21 protein-coding genes and 1 other annotated feature are annotated in these 21421 nt (G+C 51.9%); of the genes, 15 read left to right on the forward strand and 6 right to left on the reverse strand.

All coding sequences use genetic code 11. The annotated features are described in order from the left end of the window. Window positions 1-72 precede the first annotated feature (72 nt). From thrS to selO, 14 genes are all read left to right on the forward strand, one after another. A complete protein-coding gene (gene thrS, locus HV477_RS00510) occupies window positions 73-2001 on the forward strand; it encodes a threonine--tRNA ligase (RefSeq protein WP_001144215.1) in 1929 nt (642 codons plus the stop codon). 3 nt (window positions 2002-2004) lie between these two features. Further along, window positions 2005-2547: a translation initiation factor IF-3 gene (gene infC, locus HV477_RS00515; protein WP_001574431.1), complete on the forward strand. Its 543-nt coding sequence runs from the start codon at window positions 2005-2007 to the stop codon at window positions 2545-2547. Window positions 2548-2642: 95 nt separating this feature from the next. After that, window positions 2643-2840, forward strand: coding sequence for a 50S ribosomal protein L35 (rpmI, locus tag HV477_RS00520; protein WP_001124225.1), 198 nt, complete (start codon window positions 2643-2645; stop codon window positions 2838-2840). Window positions 2841-2890: 50 nt separating this feature from the next. Next, window positions 2891-3247 (forward strand): 50S ribosomal protein L20, encoded by a 357-nt coding sequence (gene rplT, locus HV477_RS00525; protein WP_000124850.1) that lies wholly within the window; start codon window positions 2891-2893, stop codon window positions 3245-3247. Between the two features lie 115 nt (window positions 3248-3362). After that, window positions 3363-3486: a sequence feature (Phe leader region), on the forward strand. Beyond that, entirely contained in the window at window positions 3368-3412 is a 45-nt protein-coding gene (gene pheM / locus HV477_RS00530) for a pheST operon leader peptide PheM (protein WP_001386830.1), read from the forward strand. Its footprint overlaps the feature before it by 45 nt. Before the next feature lie 62 nt (window positions 3487-3548). Continuing rightward, complete coding sequence (pheS, locus tag HV477_RS00535) at window positions 3549-4532, forward strand: phenylalanine--tRNA ligase subunit alpha (RefSeq protein WP_000018570.1); 984 nt, start codon at window positions 3549-3551, stop codon at window positions 4530-4532. 15 nt (window positions 4533-4547) lie between these two features. Then, complete coding sequence (gene pheT, locus HV477_RS00540; RefSeq protein ID WP_000672402.1) at window positions 4548-6935, forward strand: phenylalanine--tRNA ligase subunit beta; 2388 nt, start codon at window positions 4548-4550, stop codon at window positions 6933-6935. Window positions 6936-6939: 4 nt separating this feature from the next. Next, on the forward strand, window positions 6940-7239 hold the full coding sequence (gene ihfA / locus HV477_RS00545) for an integration host factor subunit alpha (RefSeq protein ID WP_001229266.1): 300 nt from the start codon (window positions 6940-6942) through the stop codon (window positions 7237-7239). Window positions 7240-7441: 202 nt separating this feature from the next. Then, window positions 7442-8422, forward strand: a complete 981-nt coding sequence (btuC, locus tag HV477_RS00550; protein ID WP_000954984.1) for a vitamin B12 ABC transporter permease BtuC — start codon at window positions 7442-7444, stop codon at window positions 8420-8422. 91 nt (window positions 8423-8513) lie between these two features. Beyond that, window positions 8514-9065 carry a glutathione peroxidase gene (locus tag HV477_RS00555; protein ID WP_001181565.1) on the forward strand — a complete coding sequence of 184 codons (552 nt, stop codon included), beginning with the start codon at window positions 8514-8516 and terminating at the stop codon, window positions 9063-9065. Further along, window positions 9065-9814, forward strand: coding sequence for a vitamin B12 ABC transporter ATP-binding protein BtuD (gene btuD / locus HV477_RS00560; protein WP_000080607.1), 750 nt, complete (start codon window positions 9065-9067; stop codon window positions 9812-9814). The genes HV477_RS00555 and btuD overlap by 1 nt, the downstream gene beginning before the upstream one ends. 76 nt (window positions 9815-9890) lie before the next feature. Continuing rightward, the gene (locus HV477_RS00565) at window positions 9891-10355 is read left to right on the forward strand and encodes a C40 family peptidase (protein ID WP_001213256.1); all 465 of its coding nucleotides are present in this window, start codon (window positions 9891-9893) and stop codon (window positions 10353-10355) included. Between the two features lie 313 nt (window positions 10356-10668). Further along, the gene (gene ydiV / locus HV477_RS00570; RefSeq protein ID WP_000562005.1) at window positions 10669-11382 is read left to right on the forward strand and encodes an anti-FlhDC factor YdiV; all 714 of its coding nucleotides are present in this window, start codon (window positions 10669-10671) and stop codon (window positions 11380-11382) included. A 61-nt stretch (window positions 11383-11443) separates the two neighbouring features. Then, on the forward strand, window positions 11444-12886 hold the full coding sequence (gene selO / locus HV477_RS00575) for a protein adenylyltransferase SelO (protein WP_079898961.1): 1443 nt from the start codon (window positions 11444-11446) through the stop codon (window positions 12884-12886). Between the two features lie 35 nt (window positions 12887-12921). Here the strand turns inward: selO and hemP are convergent, their stop codons facing one another. The 3 genes from hemP to ppsR form a co-directional block, all read right to left on the reverse strand. Beyond that, on the reverse strand, window positions 12922-13113 hold the full coding sequence (gene hemP, locus HV477_RS00580; protein ID WP_000089115.1) for a hemin uptake protein HemP: 192 nt from the start codon (window positions 13111-13113) through the stop codon (window positions 12922-12924). A 156-nt stretch (window positions 13114-13269) separates the two neighbouring features. After that, window positions 13270-14316 (reverse strand): 3-deoxy-7-phosphoheptulonate synthase AroH, encoded by a 1047-nt coding sequence (aroH, locus tag HV477_RS00585; RefSeq protein ID WP_001082196.1) that lies wholly within the window; start codon window positions 14314-14316, stop codon window positions 13270-13272. Between the two features lie 155 nt (window positions 14317-14471). Continuing rightward, the gene (ppsR, locus tag HV477_RS00590; RefSeq protein WP_000370992.1) at window positions 14472-15305 is read right to left on the reverse strand and encodes a posphoenolpyruvate synthetase regulatory kinase/phosphorylase PpsR; all 834 of its coding nucleotides are present in this window, start codon (window positions 15303-15305) and stop codon (window positions 14472-14474) included. Between the two features lie 336 nt (window positions 15306-15641). Here ppsR and ppsA point away from each other — a divergent pair, with 336 nt between their 5' ends. Next, window positions 15642-18020, forward strand: a complete 2379-nt coding sequence (gene ppsA / locus HV477_RS00595; RefSeq protein ID WP_023137758.1) for a phosphoenolpyruvate synthase — start codon at window positions 15642-15644, stop codon at window positions 18018-18020. Between the two features lie 41 nt (window positions 18021-18061). On the opposite strand, the gene fadK is transcribed toward ppsA, so the two are convergent. The 3 genes from fadK to HV477_RS00610 form a co-directional block, all read right to left on the reverse strand. Beyond that, the gene (gene fadK / locus HV477_RS00600) at window positions 18062-19702 is read right to left on the reverse strand and encodes a medium-chain fatty-acid--CoA ligase (protein WP_001579592.1); all 1641 of its coding nucleotides are present in this window, start codon (window positions 19700-19702) and stop codon (window positions 18062-18064) included. Window positions 19703-19791: 89 nt separating this feature from the next. After that, window positions 19792-20085, reverse strand: a complete 294-nt coding sequence (locus HV477_RS00605; protein WP_000093362.1) for a ferredoxin family protein — start codon at window positions 20083-20085, stop codon at window positions 19792-19794. Next, entirely contained in the window at window positions 20082-21368 is a 1287-nt protein-coding gene (locus tag HV477_RS00610) for an FAD-dependent oxidoreductase (RefSeq protein ID WP_001278555.1), read from the reverse strand. Before HV477_RS00610 ends, HV477_RS00605 begins: the two co-directional genes overlap by 4 nt. Window positions 21369-21421 lie beyond the last annotated feature (53 nt).

Raw genomic sequence — 21421 nt, forward strand, 5'->3', positions numbered from 1 at the left:
ACTGTCAATAAATTCATTTTCTCTTTGTATGTGATCTTGCGTATGGGTCACCACTGCAAATAAGGATATTACATGCCTGTTATTACTCTTCCTGATGGCAGCCAACGCCATTATGACCACCCTGTAAGCCCGATGGATGTTGCTCTGGACATTGGTCCTGGCCTGGCGAAAGCCACCATTGCGGGCCGTGTGAATGGCGAGCTGGTTGATGCTTGCGATCTGATTGAAAATGATGCGACGCTTGCCATCATCACCGCAAAAGATGAAGAGGGTCTGGAGATCATTCGTCACTCTTGCGCGCATCTGTTAGGTCACGCAATCAAGCAACTTTGGCCGCACACGAAAATGGCGATCGGCCCGGTTGTCGACAACGGTTTTTACTATGACGTTGATCTTGACCGCACGCTAACTCAGGAAGATGTCGAAGCGCTCGAAAAGCGGATGCATGAGCTCGCCGAGAAAAATTACGACGTTATCAAGAAAAAGGTGAGCTGGCATGACGCGCGCGAAACCTTCGTGAAGCGCGGCGAGACTTACAAAGTCGCTATTCTTGATGAAAATATCGCCCATGATGATAAGCCAGGCTTGTACCATCATGAAGAATATGTCGACATGTGTCGTGGTCCGCACGTGCCGAATATGCGTTTCTGCCATCACTTTAAACTGATGAAAACTGCTGGCGCATACTGGCGCGGTGACAGCAATAATAAGATGCTGCAGCGTATTTACGGTACGGCATGGGCAGATAAAAAAGCCCTGAACGCTTATCTGCAGCGCCTGGAAGAGGCCGCAAAACGCGACCACCGTAAAATTGGTAAGCAGCTCGACCTGTATCATATGCAGGAAGAAGCGCCGGGCATGGTGTTCTGGCATAACGACGGCTGGACTATCTTCCGCGAGCTGGAGGTCTTTGTTCGTTCTAAACTCAAAGAGTACCAGTATCAAGAAGTTAAAGGCCCGTTCATGATGGACCGTGTGCTGTGGGAAAAAACCGGGCACTGGGACAACTATAAAGATGCGATGTTCACCACGTCCTCAGAAAACCGCGAATATTGCATCAAGCCGATGAACTGCCCGGGCCACGTTCAGATCTTTAACCAGGGTCTGAAATCCTATCGTGATTTGCCGCTGCGTATGGCGGAATTCGGTAGCTGCCACCGTAACGAGCCATCAGGCGCGCTGCATGGTCTGATGCGCGTACGCGGCTTTACGCAGGATGATGCGCATATCTTCTGCACCGAAGAGCAGATCCGCGATGAAGTTAACGCTTGTATTCGTATGGTCTACGATATGTACAGCACCTTTGGCTTCGAGAAGATCGTCGTCAAGCTTTCCACTCGTCCTGACAAGCGTATCGGCAGCGATGAGATGTGGGATCGTGCTGAGGCGGATCTGGCGGTTGCGCTGGAAGAAAATAATATCCCGTTTGAGTATCAACTGGGTGAAGGCGCATTCTACGGTCCGAAAATTGAATTTACCTTATATGACTGCCTCGATCGTGCATGGCAGTGCGGTACAGTACAGCTGGACTTCTCCTTACCGTCTCGTCTGAGCGCCTCCTATGTAGGCGAAGACAACGAGCGTAAGGTGCCGGTAATGATTCACCGTGCGATTCTTGGGTCGATGGAGCGCTTCATCGGTATCCTGACCGAAGAGTTCGCTGGTTTCTTCCCAACCTGGCTTGCGCCGGTTCAGGTAGTCGTGATGAATATTACCGATTCGCAGTCTGAATACGTTAACGAATTGACGCAGAAACTACAAAATGCGGGCATTCGTGTAAAAGCAGACTTGAGAAATGAGAAGATTGGCTTTAAAATCCGCGAGCACACTTTACGTCGTGTCCCTTATATGTTGGTCTGTGGTGATAAAGAGGTGGAAGCAGGCAAAGTTGCCGTTCGCACCCGCCGCGGTAAAGACCTGGGCAGTCTGGACGTAAATGACGTGATTGAGAAGCTGCAACAAGAGATTCGCAGCCGCAGTCTTCAACAACTGGAGGAATAAAGTATTAAAGGCGGAAAACGAGTTCAAACGGCGCGTCCGAATCGTATTAATAGCGAAATTCGCGCGCAAGAAGTTCGCTTAACAGGTCTGGAAGGCGAGCAGCTTGGTATTGTGAGTCTGAGAGAAGCTCTGGAAAAAGCTGAAGAAGCCGGAGTAGACTTAGTCGAAATCAGCCCTAACGCCGAGCCGCCGGTTTGTCGTATAATGGATTACGGCAAATTCCTCTATGAAAAGAGTAAGTCTTCTAAGGAACAGAAGAAAAAGCAAAAAGTTATCCAGGTGAAGGAAATTAAATTCCGTCCTGGGACAGATGAAGGCGACTATCAGGTAAAACTCCGCAGCCTGATTCGCTTTCTCGAAGAGGGCGATAAGGCCAAGATCACGCTGCGTTTCCGCGGCCGTGAAATGGCCCACCAGCAAATCGGTATGGAAGTGCTTAATCGCGTGAAAGACGATTTGCAAGAACTGGCAGTGGTCGAATCCTTCCCAACGAAGATCGAAGGCCGTCAGATGATCATGGTGCTTGCTCCTAAGAAGAAACAGTAAGGCCTTCAAGTAACAATTCTGTGAAGCCTTCGGGCTTCACAGGCTTTGTTCGCCTATGTTTCGTTTATTAACAATGCGAAGTGGAAGTTATTAAAATGCCAAAAATTAAGACCGTACGCGGTGCTGCTAAGCGCTTCAAAAAAACCGGTAAAGGTGGTTTTAAGCACAAGCACGCTAACCTGCGTCACATTCTGACCAAAAAAGCGACTAAACGTAAACGTCACCTGCGTCCGAAAGCCATGGTTTCTAAAGGCGATCTGGGCCTGGTTATCGCGTGCCTGCCGTACGCATAAGCCGTTAACGTTTTTAACTTTTTAATTAGAATAGATACAGGAGAGCACATATGGCTCGCGTAAAACGTGGTGTAATTGCACGCGCACGTCACAAGAAAATTTTGAAACAAGCCAAAGGCTACTACGGTGCGCGTTCTCGCGTATACCGCGTTGCCTTCCAGGCAGTTATCAAAGCTGGTCAGTATGCTTACCGTGACCGTCGTCAACGTAAGCGTCAGTTCCGTCAACTGTGGATTGCGCGTATCAACGCAGCAGCACGTCAGAACGGTATTTCTTACAGCAAATTCATCAACGGCCTGAAAAAAGCCTCTGTTGAAATCGACCGTAAGATCCTGGCTGATATCGCCGTATTCGACAAAGTCGCGTTCACCGCGCTGGTTGAAAAAGCGAAAGCAGCTCTGGCATAAGCCAGTGAAAAGAGGGAGCCTGGCTCCCTCTCTTTTATTTACTGTTCAGTGAGTTGACAATTGACCTGTAACCCTTTTCAATAAAGGATATTCGGTTTTACCACATAAGGTAACGCAAGCATGAACGCTGCTATTTTCCGTTTCTTTTTTTACTTTAGCACCTGATTCCAGGAGGCTAGCGCGTGAAAAACGAAACGAAAAACAGCGCAAAAAAGCCTCCTGATGGAGGCTTTTTTTGTATCTGAAATCGAGAGATTACGTCCAATGAACCGGTGTCTTCACCGACACAATGAGGAAAACCATGTCACATCTCGCAGAGCTGGTTGCCAATGCAGCGGCCGCCATTAACCAGGCGTCAGATGTTGCCGCGTTAGACAATGTACGCGTCGAATATTTGGGCAAGAAAGGGCATTTAACCCTTCAGATGACGACCCTACGCGATCTGCCGCCGGAAGAGCGTCCGGCAGCCGGGGCAGTCATTAACGCCGCGAAAGAGCAGGTACAACAGGCTCTTAACGCGCGTAAAGCCGAGCTGGAAAGCGCAGCGCTTAACGCCCGTCTGGCCGCTGAAACCATCGATATCTCCCTGCCGGGGCGCCGTATTGAGAACGGCGGTCTGCATCCGGTCACGCGTACCATTGACCGTATTGAAAGTTTCTTCGGCGAGCTTGGTTTTACCGTGGCGACTGGCCCGGAAATCGAAGATGACTACCATAACTTCGATGCGTTAAACATTCCGGGTCATCACCCGGCCCGCGCCGATCATGATACCTTCTGGTTTGACGCGACCCGTTTGCTGCGGACCCAGACGTCTGGCGTCCAGATCCGGACGATGAAAGCGCAGCAACCGCCGATCCGTATTATTGCGCCGGGCCGTGTATACCGTAATGACTACGACCAGACGCATACTCCGATGTTCCATCAGATGGAAGGTCTGATTGTTGATACCAACATCAGCTTCACCAACCTCAAAGGTACGCTGCACGACTTCCTGCGTAATTTCTTTGAGGAGGATCTGCAGATTCGCTTCCGTCCTTCTTATTTTCCGTTTACCGAACCTTCTGCAGAAGTGGATGTGATGGGGAAAAACGGCAAATGGCTGGAAGTGCTGGGCTGCGGGATGGTACATCCGAATGTGCTGCGTAATGTCGGTATCGATCCGGAAATCTATTCTGGCTTCGCTTTTGGTATGGGGATGGAACGTCTGACCATGTTGCGTTATGGCGTCACCGACCTGCGTTCATTCTTCGAAAACGATCTGCGTTTCCTCAAACAGTTTAAATAAAGGCAGGATAAAACAATGAAATTCAGCGAACTGTGGTTACGCGAGTGGGTTAACCCGGCAATTGATAGCGATGCGTTGGCTAACCAGATTACGATGGCTGGCCTGGAAGTAGACGGCGTTGAGCCGGTCGCGGGAAGCTTCAATGGCGTTGTGGTTGGGGAAGTGGTTGAGTGCGCCCAGCATCCGAACGCTGACAAATTGCGTGTAACGAAAGTCAACGTCGGCGGAGAACGCCTGTTGGATATCGTCTGCGGCGCGCCAAACTGTCGTCAGGGGTTGAAAGTAGCGGTGGCCACCATTGGCGCTATTCTGCCGGGCGATTTCAAAATTAAAGCGGCAAAACTGCGCGGCGAACCGTCTGAAGGGATGCTGTGCTCCTTCTCCGAACTGGGGATTTCCGACGATCACAGCGGCATTATCGAACTGCCGGCGGATGCGCCGCTGGGTACCGATATCCGTGAATACCTGAAGCTTGACGACAATACCATCGAAATTAGCGTCACGCCGAACCGTGCGGATTGCTTAGGTATCATCGGCGTTGCGCGCGATGTGGCGGTACTGAACAAAGCGCCGCTCCAGGAGCCTGAAATGGCGCCGGTTACGGCAACCATCAGCGATACGCTGCCGATTACAGTAGAGGCCGCTGATGCGTGTCCACGCTATCTTGGCCGGGTGGTAAAAGGTATCAATGTTAACGCGCCGACGCCGCTGTGGATGAAAGAGAAACTGCGTCGCTGCGGTATTCGCTCCATCGATGCGGTGGTTGACGTCACGAACTATGTGCTGCTCGAACTGGGTCAGCCAATGCATGCTTTCGATAAAGATCGCATTGATGGCGGTATTGTCGTGCGGATGGCAAAAGAGGGTGAAACCGTCGTCCTGCTGGACGGTAGCGAAGCAACGTTAAATGCGGACACGCTGGTGATCGCCGATCACCATAAGGCGCTGGGGATAGCCGGTATTTTTGGCGGCGAACATTCCGGCGTGAACGGCGAAACGCAAAATGTGCTGCTGGAATGTGCGTACTTTAATCCGCTGTCTATCACCGGTCGCGCTCGCCGCCACGGTCTGCATACCGATGCGTCTCACCGCTACGAGCGCGGGGTGGACCCGGCGCTGCAATATAAAGCGATAGAGCGCGCTACTCGTCTGCTTCTTGATATCTGTGGCGGTGATGCGGGTCCGATAATTGATGTGAGCAACGAAGCAACGTTGCCGAAACGCGCCACCATTACTCTGCGTCGCAGTAAACTGGATCGCCTGATCGGGCATCATATTGCGGATGAGCAGGTCAGTGATATTCTGCGTCGTCTGGGCTGTGAAGTGACCGAAGGGCAGGACGAGTGGAAAGCCGTGGCGCCGACCTGGCGTTTCGATATGGAGATTGAAGAAGATCTGGTGGAAGAGGTGGCCCGCGTTTACGGCTATAACAATATTCCGGACGAGCCAATCCAGGCCGGTTTAATCATGGGGACGCACCGTGAAGCCGATCTGTCGTTGAAGCGGGTTAAAACCATGCTTAACGACAAAGGCTATCAGGAAGTGATTACCTATAGCTTTGTCGATCCTAAAGTACAACAGCTCATCCATCCAGGCGCAGAAGCGCTGCTGCTGCCAAACCCTATCTCCGTTGAGATGTCGGCGATGCGTCTGTCTCTGTGGAGCGGATTGTTGGCGACGGTGGTCTATAACCAAAACCGTCAGCAGAATCGCGTGCGTATTTTTGAAACCGGTTTACGTTTCGTTCCGGATACACAAGCCAATCTGGGTATTCGACAGGATCTGATGCTGGCTGGCGTGATTTGCGGTAACCGCTATGATGAGCACTGGAACCTGGCAAAAGAGACCGTTGATTTCTATGATTTGAAAGGCGATCTGGAAGCAGTACTGGATTTAACCGGCAAACTGGGTGATATCCAGTTTAAGGCGGAGATGAATCCGGCTCTGCATCCGGGACAGTCTGCGGCGATTTATCTGAAAGATGAACGTATTGGTTTTATTGGGGTTGTTCACCCTGAACTGGAACGTAAACTGGATCTGAATGGTCGTACGCTGGTGTTTGAACTGGAATGGAATAAGCTCGCAGACCGTATCGTGCCGCAGGCGCGGGAGATTTCACGCTTCCCGGCTAACCGTCGCGATATTGCGGTTGTTGTTGCAGAAAACGTTCCCGCAGCGGATATTTTATCCGAATGTAAGAAAGTTGGCGTAAATCAGGTAGTTGGCGTAAACTTATTTGACGTGTACCGCGGTAAGGGTGTTGCGGAGGGTTATAAGAGCCTCGCTATCAGCCTGATCCTTCAGGATACCAACCGTACACTCGAAGAAGAGGAGATTGCCGCTACCGTCGCCAAATGTGTAGAGGCATTAAAAGAGCGATTCCAGGCATCATTGAGGGATTGAACCTATGGCGCTTACAAAAGCTGAAATGTCAGAATATCTGTTTGATAAGCTTGGGCTTAGCAAGCGGGATGCCAAAGAACTGGTTGAACTGTTTTTCGAAGAGATCCGTCGTGCTCTGGAAAACGGTGAGCAGGTGAAACTCTCTGGTTTTGGTAACTTCGATCTGCGTGATAAAAATCAACGTCCGGGGCGTAACCCGAAAACGGGTGAAGATATTCCTATTACAGCACGGCGCGTGGTGACCTTCAGACCCGGGCAGAAGTTAAAGAGCCGGGTCGAAAACGCTTCGCCCAAAGAAGAGTAATCAGATCCAGGCATAACATCCATCAGGGTGTATTGCGGCAGATACGCTGCCATCCCGAAAGTAGATCAGCGGGATGACAGCGTATCTGTCAGCCTGAAAGATGACCCGTATAACTAAAAAGGCCGCATTGCGGCCTTTTTTCTTTCAAGTAAAGGATACCCACCGTAAAATCACGCTACCTCTTTTCAGCTGAATGGATAACATGCTGACTTTTGCCCGCCAACAACAGCGACGAAACGTTCGCTGGCTTCTGAGCCTGTCACTGCTGGTGCTACTGGCTACACTTCTGAGCTTATGCGCAGGCGAACAGTGGATTGCCCCCGGTGACTGGTTAAGCGCCCGGGGGGAACTGTTTGTCTGGCAAATTCGCCTTCCCCGCACGCTTGCGGTATTGCTGGTTGGCGCTGCGCTGGCGCTATCGGGTGCTGTGATGCAGGCGCTGTTTGAAAACCCACTTGCTGAACCGGGTCTGCTCGGCGTTTCGAATGGGGCCGGTGTTGGGCTTATTGCCGCCGTCTTACTGGGGCAGGGGCAACTGCCAGGATGGGCGCTGGGACTGTGCGCTATAGCCGGCGCGCTCATTATTACGTTAATCCTGCTGCGTTTTGCGCGCCGCCATCTCTCTACCAGCCGCTTGTTGTTGGCGGGCGTCGCGCTGGGCATTATCTGTAGCGCGCTGATGACGTGGGCTATCTATTTTTCCACCTCTTTCGATCTGCGGCAATTAATGTACTGGATGATGGGAGGATTTGGCGGCGTTGACTGGCAGCAGAGCTGGCTAATGATTGCGCTCATCCCAGTACTGATCTGGATATGTTGCCAGTCGCAACCGCTGAATATGCTGGCGCTAGGGGAAACCTCGGCGCGGCAGCTTGGCCTGCCGCTGTGGTTCTGGCGCAATTTGTTGGTCGTCGCCACTGGCTGGATGGTGGGCGTCAGCGTGGCGATGGCGGGGGCGATTGGTTTTATCGGTCTGGTTATTCCGCACATCCTGCGCTTATGTGGTTTAACCGATCACCGGGTTTTACTTCCCGGCTGCGCGCTGGCCGGGGCTATCGCCCTGCTATTGGCTGATGTGGTCGCCCGACTGGCGCTGGCGTCGGCTGAACTGCCTATCGGGGTGGTCACCGCCACATTGGGGGCGCCAGTGTTTATCTGGCTGCTGCTCAAATCCGCGCGTTAGCGCATCGGTAAACAACTGCTTTCATCATTCGCAGTCTATGATTAAAGGCTAACGATGAAACCCGCTATTCTACCGACATCAGGGAGACACCATGCAAAACTCGCTTCTTAATACTCACGTTACGACGATTGATGGAGAGGTCACTACACTTGAAAAATACGCCGGAAAAGTGCTGCTCATTGTAAACGTCGCCTCCAGATGTGGCCTGACGCCGCAATATGAACAGTTGGAAAATATCCAGAAGGCGTGGGCAGATCAGGGGTTTGTCGTGTTGGGTTTTCCCTGCAACCAGTTTATGGGGCAGGAGCCAGGCAGCGAAGAGGAGATTAAAACCTATTGCGCCAGCACCTGGGGCGTCACGTTCCCGATGTTCAGTAAAATTGATGTGAATGGCGACGCGCGCCATCCGCTGTATCAAAAACTGATAGCCGCTGCGCCAACGGCAGTCGCGCCGGAGAAGAGCGGCTTTTACGAACGGATGGTAAGCAAAGGGCGTACGCCACTCTATCCGGATGATATTCTGTGGAATTTTGAAAAATTTTTGGTAGGCCGGGATGGTCAGGTGGTACAGCGTTTTTCGCCGGATATGACGCCTGAAGATCCTATTGTGATGGAAAGCATAAAAATCGCGTTGGCAAAATAATGTCTCAATTGATGCAATTAAAGGACGTCGCCGAGAGCACCCGCCTGGGGCCGCTTTCCGGCGAAGTAAGCGCAGGAGAGATCCTTCATCTTGTCGGGCCGAACGGCGCCGGAAAAAGCACGCTGCTGGCGCGTATGGCGGGGTTAACCTCCGGCGAGGGGAGCATCAGGTTTGGCGGAGCGCCGCTGGAGGCATGGGCGACGGCAACGCTTGCCCAACACCGCGCTTATCTTGCGCAACAGCAAAATCCGCCGTTCGCCATGCCGGTCTGGCATTACCTGACATTGCATCAACCTGATAAAACGCGAACCGGGCAGCTTAACGAGGTGGCCGATATGCTTGGACTGGGCGACAAACTGGGGCGAAGCGTGAATCAGCTTTCCGGTGGCGAGTGGCAGCGTGTTCGCCTTGCTGCCGTTGTACTACAAATTCATCCCGACGCTAATCCGGTCGGTCAATTATTGCTGCTTGATGAGCCGATGAACAGTCTCGATGTTGCGCAACAAAACGCTCTGGATCGGGTATTACATCATTTGTGTCAGGCAGGGATCGCGATTGTGATGAGTAGCCACGATCTGAACCACACGCTGCGCCATGCGCATAAAGCCTGGTTACTAAAGCGCGGTAAACTCATTGCCTGCGGCCGCCGGGAAGAGGTGCTCACCCCCTCTTATCTGGCGCAAGCCTACGGTCTGCGCTTTCGACGACTCGACGTCGAGGGGCATCCAATGCTCATTTCGGCCACTTAAGTAAAATCGTTTCTTGAAAAGCAGGTAATTTCGACGCTAAATTAATACCAAAATAAAAACAGAGGATTGTTGCGGCATGCGTTTTTGGCTTCTTGTTATCACAGCATTGTTCCTGGCAGGATGCAGTACTCATCGGGCACCGGCGCCAAATGCCAGATTATCAGACTCCATTACCGTCATTGCGGGTCTGAACGATCAGTTGCAGTCCTGGCGCGGTACGCCATACCGTTACGGCGGCATGAGTCGCAGAGGCGTGGACTGTTCCGGCTTTGTGGTAGTCACTATGCGCGACAAGTTTGATTTGCAGTTGCCTCGTGATACGCGTGAACAATCAAAAATCGGCACCAGAATCGATAAAGATGAATTGCTGCCCGGAGATTTGGTTTTCTTTAAAACCGGTTCGGGCGAAAGTGGTTTACATGTTGGTATTTACGATACAAATAATGAGTTTATTCATGCCTCTACCAGTCGTGGCGTGATGCGTTCATCGCTGGATAATGTGTACTGGCGAAAAAACTTCTGGCAGGCACGGCGAATTTAACCTCGCAGACGATATAAATTTTATAGTCTATTTTTAACATATCGCCGGTTGAACTTATGACATCTGTTGTCATCATATATAATGATATAACCGTAGCATTTACAAACGTACTTTTATTAAAAACGGGCGTGTTCACGCCCTGTTAAAAGTACAACATTGGATATTGGTTTATAATCAGAGTAAGTTAAAAAAAGGAACCGGTTTACCGGTAAACAAGAAAAATGATGACGCTTCAATTAGTATCTGAAGTTACGTCTGTTTCCGTCCGTAGTGACTGGATGGCGAATAGCGCCCTAACCATGGGACTGGCGTAATGATTGCTTCACTTGATGAGCTTTACCATTCCGAACTCTTTTTCCTTCCCGTCATGGATGAAAATGCTCGGCTTGTTGGTTTAGAGATTATTGCAACGTTTGCCGCTGAAGACGGCGCCGTGCGAATGCCGACTGAGTTGGTAGCGCCTCGCCTTTCGGTGGAGGAACAATACTGTCTGTTTGTTGAAAAACTTGCGTTGTTAGAAACCTGTCAGCACTTTTTTATTCAGCATAAACTTATTGCATGGCTTAATTTACCGCCTGCAATTAGTGACTTATTATTATTAGATAGCGAACTTTTTTCCCGGGCAGCGCGCTTTCCGTTTCTTGAATTAGCTATAAATGAGAATTATCCTGGGTTAAACCAGGGCAAAAACAATGAAACGTTAGCTAATCTGGCAATGCATTTCCCATTAATGCTGGCAAATTTTGGGGCAGGCGAGGCGTCGACTAAAGCTATTTTCGATGGGCTTTTCAAACGAGTCATGTTGGATAAAAATTTTATTCAGCAGCGAGCTGAAATGATCTCATTCGAACCATTCATGCACGCTATCGTTGCCCAGATCTCCTCCAGCTGCGAGTCGCTGATGATTGCCGGTATTGATACTGAGGCGATGTTTGCGCGCGCAGCGCCATTGGGGTTTAGCGCATTCCAGGGCGGACTATGGCCTCCGGTGCCGGTAAGCCAGCTCATTAAACTCGTTCAGCGATAACCTTTCTGTTTGCCGGTGTTTAACCGGTGATTAACCGTCTACACTGAAGACAGGAGGCCCTATGACCCTGTCTTTTACTGCCCGTTGGCGCGATGAATTGCCAGCAACGTATACCGCGCTTTTACCCACACCGTTAAAAAATGCGCGACTGATTTGGTATAACGACGAACTGGCGCAGCAGTTAGCCATTCCCGCTTCGTTATTTGACGCTACCAATGGCGCTGGCGTTTGGGGCGGCGAAACCTTATTACCCGGTATGTCGCCTGTCGCGCAGGTATATAGCGGGCATCAGTTCGGCATCTGGGCGGGACAACTCGGCGACGGACGCGGTATTTTGCTGGGCGAACAGCTCCTGGCGGATGGCTCGACCCTCGACTGGCATCTGAAAGGCGCCGGATTAACACCCTATTCGCGAATGGGGGATGGACGCGCCGTCCTGCGTTCAACCATACGAGAAAGTCTTGCCAGCGAAGCCATGCATTATCTGGGTATTCCCACTACGCGCGCGTTATCTATCGTAGCCAGCGATACGCCGGTTCAGCGAGAGACGCAGGAAACGGGCGCGATGTTAATGCGTCTGGCGCAAAGTCATATGCGTTTTGGTCATTTCGAACATTTCTACTACCGCCGTGAGCCGGAAAAAGTTCAGCAACTGGCTGATTTCGCTATTCGTCATTACTGGCCGCAATGGCAGGATGTCCCGGAAAAATATGCTTTGTGGTTTGAAGAGGTGGCGGCGCGTACCGGAAGACTCATCGCCGAGTGGCAAACCGTCGGTTTTTCGCACGGCGTTATGAATACGGATAACATGTCGATTCTGGGGCTGACCATCGACTATGGCCCCTTTGGTTTTCTCGATGACTACGATCCCGGCTTCATTGGTAACCATTCCGACCATCAGGGACGTTACCGCTTCGATAATCAACCGTCGGTGGCGCTGTGGAATTTACAACGTCTGGCGCAGACGTTAACCCCTTTTATTGAGATCGACGCGTTAAACAGAGCGCTGGATCGCTACCAGGACGCGTTGTTAACGCACTATGGGCAGCGAATGCGCCAGAAGCTGGGCTTCTTTACCGAGCAAAAAGACGATAACGCTTTACTGAATGAATTGTTTAGTCTGATGGCGCGCGAAGGGAGTGACTATACCCGTACATTTCGGATGTTAAGCCATACGGAGCAACAGAGCGCTTCCTCGCCGTTGCGGGATACGTTTATCGATCGCGGGGCGTTCGATGCCTGGTTCGACCGCTACCGGGCGCGATTGCGCACAGAGGCGGTGGATGACGCGCTGCGCCAACAGCAGATGCAACGCGTGAATCCTGCGATTGTGTTGCGCAACTGGCTGGCGCAACGCGCGATAGATGCGGCTGAACAAGGAGACATGGCGGAACTGCATCGGTTGCATGAAGTTTTACGTCAACCTTTTACCGATCGAGATGATGACTATGCCAGCCGACCGCCGGAGTGGGGAAAGCGGCTGGAGGTCAGTTGTTCAAGTTAGCCAGATGCCAGCAGAATCGTCTGCTGGCGGGAGCGCTATTTGGTTAACAGTAGCTTACCGGCCTGAGTTTTGCGCAACAGATACTCCTGACCGTTGTGATCGATAATGACTTTGCCGTCCGGACCTAATAGCGCCTGACTGTTGACGCGCCGTTCAGCGGCAGGGAGAAGCGTTTCATTGTCTATTTCCTTAGGGTGAGGCAGCTCGGTGTTATCCATACGCGACATGTTATTTATTAATAATCAAACTCACAATGATTATTATTATCAATAATTAATGCGATAACAGCAAGTGCTAATTCTGTGGAGTGATATACGCGCGCGTAGAGAAAAGGGTGGGTAACGCATCAAAGAAACGCCCATCCCGGCAGGATGGGCGAGCTATTAAAAGCGGCTGTCTACCGCCGCGGCAAGTTTTTCCAACAGAACTTCCGTATCTTCCCAGTTCAGGCAGGGATCGGTAATGGACTGACCATAGATTAATGGTTGACCGCTGATAATTTTTTGCGTGCCTTCCCGTAAAAAACTCTCTGCCATAATCCCGGCAATTGCCGTGGAGCCATTACGAATCTGCTGGCAAATATCATCACATACCTCTAACTGGCGGCGATGCTGTTTTTGACAGTTGCCGTGGCTGAAGTCGACGACCAGATGTTCCGGCAGATCAAATTCATGCAACGTGTCGCAGGCGGCGGCAATATCTTCAGCGTGGTAGTTCGGTTTTTTACCGCCGCGCATGATGATGTGCCCATACGGGTTGCCACTCGTCTGGTAGATAGTCATCTGTCCGTCTTTATCCGGCGAGAGAAACATATGGCTGGCGCGGGAGGCGCGAATAGCGTCAACGGCAATGCGAGTATTGCCATCCGTACCATTTTTAAAGCCGACCGGACAAGAGAGCGCAGAAGCCATTTCCCGATGGATTTGGCTTTCGGTGGTACGCGCGCCAATCGCTCCCCAACTGATCAGATCGGCAATAAACTGGCCGGTGACCATATCAAGAAATTCTGTGGCGGTCGGTACTCCCAGTTCGTTCACCTGCAATAGCAAGCGACGCGCCAGTTCAAGCCCATAATTGACGCGGTAACTTCCATTCAAGTCGGGATCGGAAATCAGGCCTTTCCATCCCACAACGGTGCGCGGTTTTTCAAAATAGGTGCGCATGACGATCTCCAGACGCGCCTGATGCTTTTGGCGTTGCGCCTGGAGCTGCGTCGCGTATTCCATGGCAGCATTCAGATCGTGAATCGAACAGGGGCCAATGACGACCAGTAGCCGTGGATCTTCACCATTTAAAATCTTTTCTATCCGGCGTCGGGAGTCGGTAACGTGACTGGCGACGGAGGACGATACAGGATACCGCTGCGCGAGTTCGGTTGGTGTTACCAGGCTGTCGATACGCGCAGTACGGAGTTCGTCGGTTCTGTTCATTACAAGTCTCAGAAATTTGTTGCTTCAACGGCAGGACTACCGGGAAGTGATGGGCATCACGATAAACCAATCCCTGCTGATTTCAAGTGCGAGGCGTGTCACACCTCGCAGGCAGAACGGCATGATAACAAAAACCAACCCATTAAACTAGTTTGCTAGTACATCCTGCGGTTAAGCCCCATAATGTCGAGAATTTTGGTGGCTATCTCTTCAACGGAATAATTGGTGCTGTTCAGGCAGGGGATCTGATTTTTACGATACAGCGCTTCGACCTCCGCCACTTCCATGCGGCACTGACGCAACGAGGCATAGCGACTGTTTTCACGGCGTTCTTCGCGAATTGCCGCCAGGCGTTCAGGGTCAATTGTCAGGCCGAACAGTTTATGTTGTAGCGGTTTTAACGATGTGGGCAGCGTCAAATTATCCATATCATCGGCGATGAAAGGGTAGTTAGCCGCACGAATACCGAATTGCATTGCCAGATAGAGGCTGGTGGGCGTTTTTCCACAGCGCGAAACGCCAAGTAAAATGACCTGGGCCTGATCGAGGTTACGCAATGAAATGCCATCATCATGCGCCAGGGTATAATCGATAGCGGCAATACGGGCGTCATACTTGTTCAGGTTACCCGGATTAAGCCCATGAGTACGATGAGCGATCGGCGTCGGATCCAGTTTCATCTCCTGCTGAAGCGGCGCCACCAGCGCCTGGACGATATCCTGGCAGAAACCTTCGCTCTGTAAGATGATGGCGCGAATTTCAGGTAAAACAATCGAGTAAAACACCAGCGGACGAACGCCGGTTTGCTGATAAATGGCGTCAATTTGGTCTTTGACGGCGCGGGCGCGACTTTCGTTTTCCACGAATGGCAGCGTGATGCTGCTGATCGTCACCGGAAACTGCGACATAACCGCGTGACCCAGGACCTCGGCGGTGATGGCGGTACCATCAGAAATATAGAAAACATGGCGATCAACAACATTATCCATTCTGTTCATCCTGAAGAGTAAACATAATTATCTGAAAGCATAAATTAAAAGTAACGGGAAACGTATAACTTGTCGCTTATTTTATAAAATGACAGGCACTTTTTATAATTAATGAAAAGTGTGTTTCATTTCCTGGAAACGCAGTTTATACCGGGGGTGATTAAGGGAATGCCGTGCTATGCGCGGGTTTGCGCAACTACGTAAACAATCTGAAAAAATGAAAAAATAAATTTGCTTGAACGATTCACCGTTTTTTTCGCGGGTTTAAGTATGCCAGGATAAATACGCAACTATGTGTTTCTTAAACTCGTTCATTTATCACAAAAGGATTGTTCGATGTCCAACAATGGCTCGTCACCGCTGGTGCTTTGGTATAACCAACTCGGCATGAATGATGTAGACAGAGTTGGGGGCAAAAATGCCTCCCTGGGTGAAATGATTACTAACCTTTCCGGCATGGGCGTATCCGTTCCGAATGGTTTTGCAACCACTGCCGATGCGTTTAACCAGTTTTTGGATCAAAGCGGCGTAAACCAGCGCATTTATGAGCTGCTGGATAAGACAGATATTGATGATGTCTCCCAGCTGGCGAAAGCGGGCGCGCAGATCCGCCAGTGGATTATCGACACTCCTTTCCAGCCGGAGCTGGAAAACGCCATCCGCGATGCCTATGCACAGCTTTCGTCGGATGATGAAAATGCCTCTTTTGCCGTGCGTTCCTCCGCCACGGCGGAAGATATGCCAGATGCTTCGTTTGCGGGCCAACAGGAAACGTTTCTTAACGTTCAGGGCTTCGATGCGGTACTGGTGGCAGTGAAACACGTATTTGCTTCTCTGTTTAACGATCGCGCCATCTCTTATCGCGTTCACCAGGGATATGATCATCGCGGCGTAGCGCTTTCCGCTGGCGTGCAGCGGATGGTTCGCTCCGATCTCGCCTCGTCAGGGGTGATGTTCTCTATCGATACCGAATCCGGCTTTGACCAGGTGGTCTTTATCACCTCGGCATGGGGACTGGGTGAAATGGTGGTGCAGGGCGCGGTTAACCCGGATGAATTTTATGTCCATAAGCCAACCCTGGCGGCAGGCCGTCCGGCCATCGTACGCCGCACCATGGGGTCGAAAAAAATCCGCATGGTTTACGCCGCCACCCAGGAGCACGGTAAGCAAGTGAAGATTGAGGATGTGCCGCAGGAACAGCGCGACATTTTCTCGCTCACCAACGAAGAAGTGCAGGAACTGGCGAAACAAGCGGTGCAGATTGAGCAGCACTATGGTCGTCCGATGGATATCGAATGGGCGAAAGACGGTCATACCGGTAAGCTCTTTATTGTGCAGGCACGTCCGGAAACCGTGCGCTCTCGTGGCCAGGTGATGGAGCGTTATACGCTACATGCGCAGGGGAAAATCATTGCCGAAGGTCGTGCCATTGGGCATCGTATCGGCGCAGGTACGGTAAAAGTTATTCACGATATCGGCGAAATGAACCGTATTGAGCCTGGCGATGTGCTTGTCACCGATATGACCGACCCGGACTGGGAACCGATCATGAAAAAAGCGGCGGCGATTGTCACTAACCGTGGCGGGCGCACCTGTCACGCGGCGATTATCGCCCGCGAATTGGGCATTCCGGCGGTAGTCGGCTGCGGCGACGCCACCGAACGCATGGAAGATGGCGAAAAAGTAACCGTCTCCTGCGCAGAAGGTGATACCGGTTATGTGTATGCCGACATGCTGGATTTCAGCGTAAAAAGCTCCAGCGTAGATACCATGCCAGAGCTACCGCTGAAGGTCATGATGAACGTCGGCAACCCGGACAGGGCATTTGACTTTGCCTGCCTGCCGAATGAAGGCGTAGGTCTGGCGCGACTGGAATTCATCATTAACCGTATGATTGGCGTTCACCCGCGCGCGCTGCTGGAGTTTGACGACCAGGATGCCGCACTGCAAAACGACATTCGTGAGATGATGAAAGGGTTTGACTCGCCGCGTGAATTTTACGTTGGTCGACTGACGGAAGGGATCGCGACGTTAGGCGCCGCCTTCTACCCGAAACGCGTTATCGTTCGCCTGTCTGACTTTAAGTCCAACGAATACGCCAACCTGGTCGGCGGCGAACGTTATGAGCCGCATGAAGAAAACCCGATGCTGGGCTTCCGCGGCGCGGGCCGTTACGTCGCAGAAAGTTTCCGCGATTGTTTTGCGCTGGAATGCGAAGCGGTGAAACGCGTGCGCAACGATATGGGCCTTACCAACGTCGAAATCATGATCCCGTTCGTGCGGACGGTCGACCAGGCGAAAGCGGTCATCGAAGAGCTGGCGCGCCAGGGGCTTAAACGCGGCGAGAACGGGCTGAAGATCATCATGATGTGCGAGATCCCGTCCAATGCCTTGCTGGCTGAACAGTTCCTCGAGTATTTTGATGGCTTCTCGATTGGTTCTAACGACATGACGCAGCTGGCGCTGGGGCTGGATCGCGATTCCGGCGTAGTGTCTGAACTGTTTGACGAGCGTAACGACGCGGTGAAAGCGCTGCTGTCGATGGCGATCCGCGCGGCGAAAAAACAGGGCAAATATGTTGGAATTTGCGGCCAGGGCCCGTCCGACCATGAAGACTTTGCCGCCTGGCTGATGGAAGAGGGGATCGACAGCCTGTCGCTGAACCCGGACACCGTGGTTCAGACCTGGCTGAGTCTGGCGGAACTGAAGAAGTAGTGTGATACCGGATGGCGGCGTTAACGTCGCCATCCGGCAATTTATACCGCGGTGTGCTCCTTGCGCAGCCGCTCAATAATATCCTGCCGCAACAGAAACTTCTGTACTTTGCCAGAGGCGGTTCTGGGCAGTTTTTCCACGATGACGATCCGTTCCGGATATTTATACTTCGCTACCCGTTTTCGACTGAAAAAAGCGATCACCTCTTCCAGCGTCAGCGAAAGGTGCGGCGGTTTTAAGACCACATACGCGCATGAACGTTCGCCTAAGCGTTCATCAGGCATAGCAACGACGCAAGCATCGTGTATGCGAGGGTGCTGTAGCAAAATATCTTCGACTTCGCGACTGCTGATATTTTCACCTCCACGTATAATAATATCCTTTTTGCGCCCGGTAATTTTGATATAACCGTCTTCATCCATGCGGCAGAGGTCGCCGCTGTAATACCAGCCTTCATTATCCAGTGCGCGGGCGGTAAGTTCCGGCTCGTCCAGGTATCCCATAAAAACGTTTGGCCCGCGCGAGGCTTCTTCGCCTTCGTGGCCTGCTGGAAGCGTATTGCGATCTTCATCCACGATTTTAATTTCTACACCGGTGGCGGCATAACCATCGGTATTCATCATGCGTGAAACCGAATCACCCAGATTAACCATCGAGTGTGGAGAACTTTCTGTAGAACCGTAAATACTCAATAATTTGATACCGCGCTGCTGGCAGTCGCGGGCAACCTTTTTGGGAATAGTCGTGCCGCCGCATAAAAAGAATCGCAGTGAGGAGAGGTCGGCAGGCTGTTGCTCAACGGCACAAAGCAGATCGTAAATAAACGGCGTCGCGCCTGACATACAGGTACAGCGTTGCTGCGCTAATAAGGTAAGGCAGGCTTCTGGGGTAAAGATGTCCAGCAATACGCTACGCGCCCCGATTAAAAAGGGCGCGGTGACGCCGTGTAAAAATCCGGTGGCGTGGCCCAGTGGCGCAGGCATCAGGAACACATCTTGCCAGGTTAAATTCAACCGCGCGCAATACGCCCGTTCACTGGCAAGAATATTATTGTGGGTCAACATCACCCCTTTCGGCATTCCTTCTGTGCCGGAGGTAAACAGCACTGCCGCCAGTTCATCACCGTGAATGTTAATGTCTGACTGCAACGGTTCGCTGCGGTCGATGATTTGACTAAGCGCAAGCGCTGTGGTGGCAGGCGCCAGTTTATCCACGCCGACAATATGCGTCAGATGGCGCAGTTGATTTTGTAGCGGAAGGATAAGATCGACCGGACGATTCTGTTTGAATACGGTGGGGGCGAAGAATATTTTAGCCTGACATTTGTTCAGCACCCAAACCAGCTCTGCTTCTCGCCAGGCGGGAAGTAGCGGGACAGATACCGCGCCCGTTTTCAGGCAGGCCAGATAAATGAGGGTAAACTCACACCAGCCCGGAAGCTGAAAGGCCACGCGATCGCCCGGTTGAATCCCCTGAGACAGTAACCAGTTTGCCAGGCGGCTTGCCGCGTAGTCGAGCGCGGCGTAGGTCCAGGACGCGCCATGATTATCGACCACGGCGATTTTATCGGGTACGGCGCGTGCGGTTTGCCGCCAGTAGTCGCCCAGTGAAGCATCGCCCCAGTAGCCGGACTCGCGATAGGTTTTCCGCCTTGCGGCGTCAAACGTTAATGTAACACTCATTGACTTGTTCTCTATTAATACAAATGACGTAATCTCCGGGGGCAAACCGAATAAGACGCCGTAGCGTCGTTATCCGGTGTTTCAGAGCGTCAGCCGTAGCGAAACTCAACGCCGAACGTTCCCGCCGGGTATTCCCATTTTTCGAGAAGAGTATTGCCGCAGAGAACCCTGCAGGTCCCGCATTCCAGGCAGCCCGCGGAGTCAAAATGAATATTTCCCGCATCGTCCAGCTTATAGAGTCCGGCAGGGCAGGCTTTTATTAATTTATTAAACTCCTGCATGTCAGGCGAGGAGCGCAAAATGATATGTGGGTGTCCTTCATCTACGTAAAATTTATTTACGCCCAATTTGACGTCAACATTCACCTTATTGTCCGAACTCATAATGCCGTAGCCCCTTTTATGCCGTCTTTTAATAGATTCACCAGTCCAATTTTTTTCGCATGTGACAGGATAGTTTTACGCAACGGTGGGACTGGACCGCCATCAACGGTGAACAGATCGCCCACAATGTTTGCCGCCATTCGCGGGTACTCGGTAAAAAGCCGTGGGTTTTCCATTAATCCGGGGAGTTTGCGGAAATGCCGCATATCGCGTAACACGCCGTTTTTCTCCAGCGCGCGTTTGTAACCGGCAAGACTCGCGGCGGAAAAATCTTGCCGCGCTTTAGCGTCAATGGCGGTTTGAGCGGCCGCTTGCGCGGACGCGATGGCTAAATCCATGCCGCGGACGGTATAGCCGAGATTCAGGCAAAGACCGGCGGCGTCGCCGACAATCATCACGCCGTCATTTGCCAGCTCCGGCATCATTGCTATGCCGCCTTCGGGCACCATATGAGCGGAGTATTCAAGCAGCGTTCCCCCCTGAATCAAAGGGCGTATTGCCGGATGCTGTTTAAAATCTTCCAGCATTTGCGGTACGCTTTTGGTCGCGTGAGCAATGTCGCCCAGGCCACATACCAGCCCCAGAGAAACCGAATCGCGGTTGGTATAAAGAAACCCGCCGCCCATGAGCCCGTTGGAGGGCGCGCCAGCGAATAACCAGGCGGCGCCTTCATGGGACGCCAGATTAAAACGCTCTTCAATAAGTGCCGGAGAGAGCCCAATCAACTCTTTTACGCCGACGGCATAGTGATGCGCAGAAGATGCAGGCACCATGTCCAGTGAACGGCCCAGCATGGAATTCACGCCGTCCGCGAGAATCACAATATTCGCATCAAGAATATCATCCCCGGCCTGAACGCCAGTGACGCGATTGCCTTCACGTACCAGAGCGTCGACCCGCACACCTGGGATAAACTGCGCGCCAGCCTGTTCCGCCTGCGCCATTAGCCACGGGTCCAGTTTGTTGCGCAGTACGGTATATGACGTAAGGGGCGGAGTAGGGGGCGCGCGGTGAAAATCAAGTGTGACGGCGCTTTCTTCGGTTAAAAAGGAGATTTTTTCACGGGTAACGACGCGTTCGATGGGGGCGGACGTTGCGAATCCCGGCATAATACTTTCGATACTGTGAGCGTAGAGCCGGCCACCGGTCATATTTTTGCTGCCCGCGCTGTTTCCGCGTTCAATAACCAGTACATCCAGTCCCGCTTTTGCCATCACATACGCGGCGACCGTTCCTGCTACGCCTGCGCCCACCACAATAGCGTCAAATTTATCATCCGACATGCTTTATGCTCCTTTCCCGCCGTATCGACGACGGGAGATGTGCGTTGAAAAAG

The organism is Salmonella sp. SG203 (assembly GCF_013350575.1).
GTDB lineage: Bacteria > Pseudomonadota > Gammaproteobacteria > Enterobacterales > Enterobacteriaceae > Salmonella > Salmonella enterica.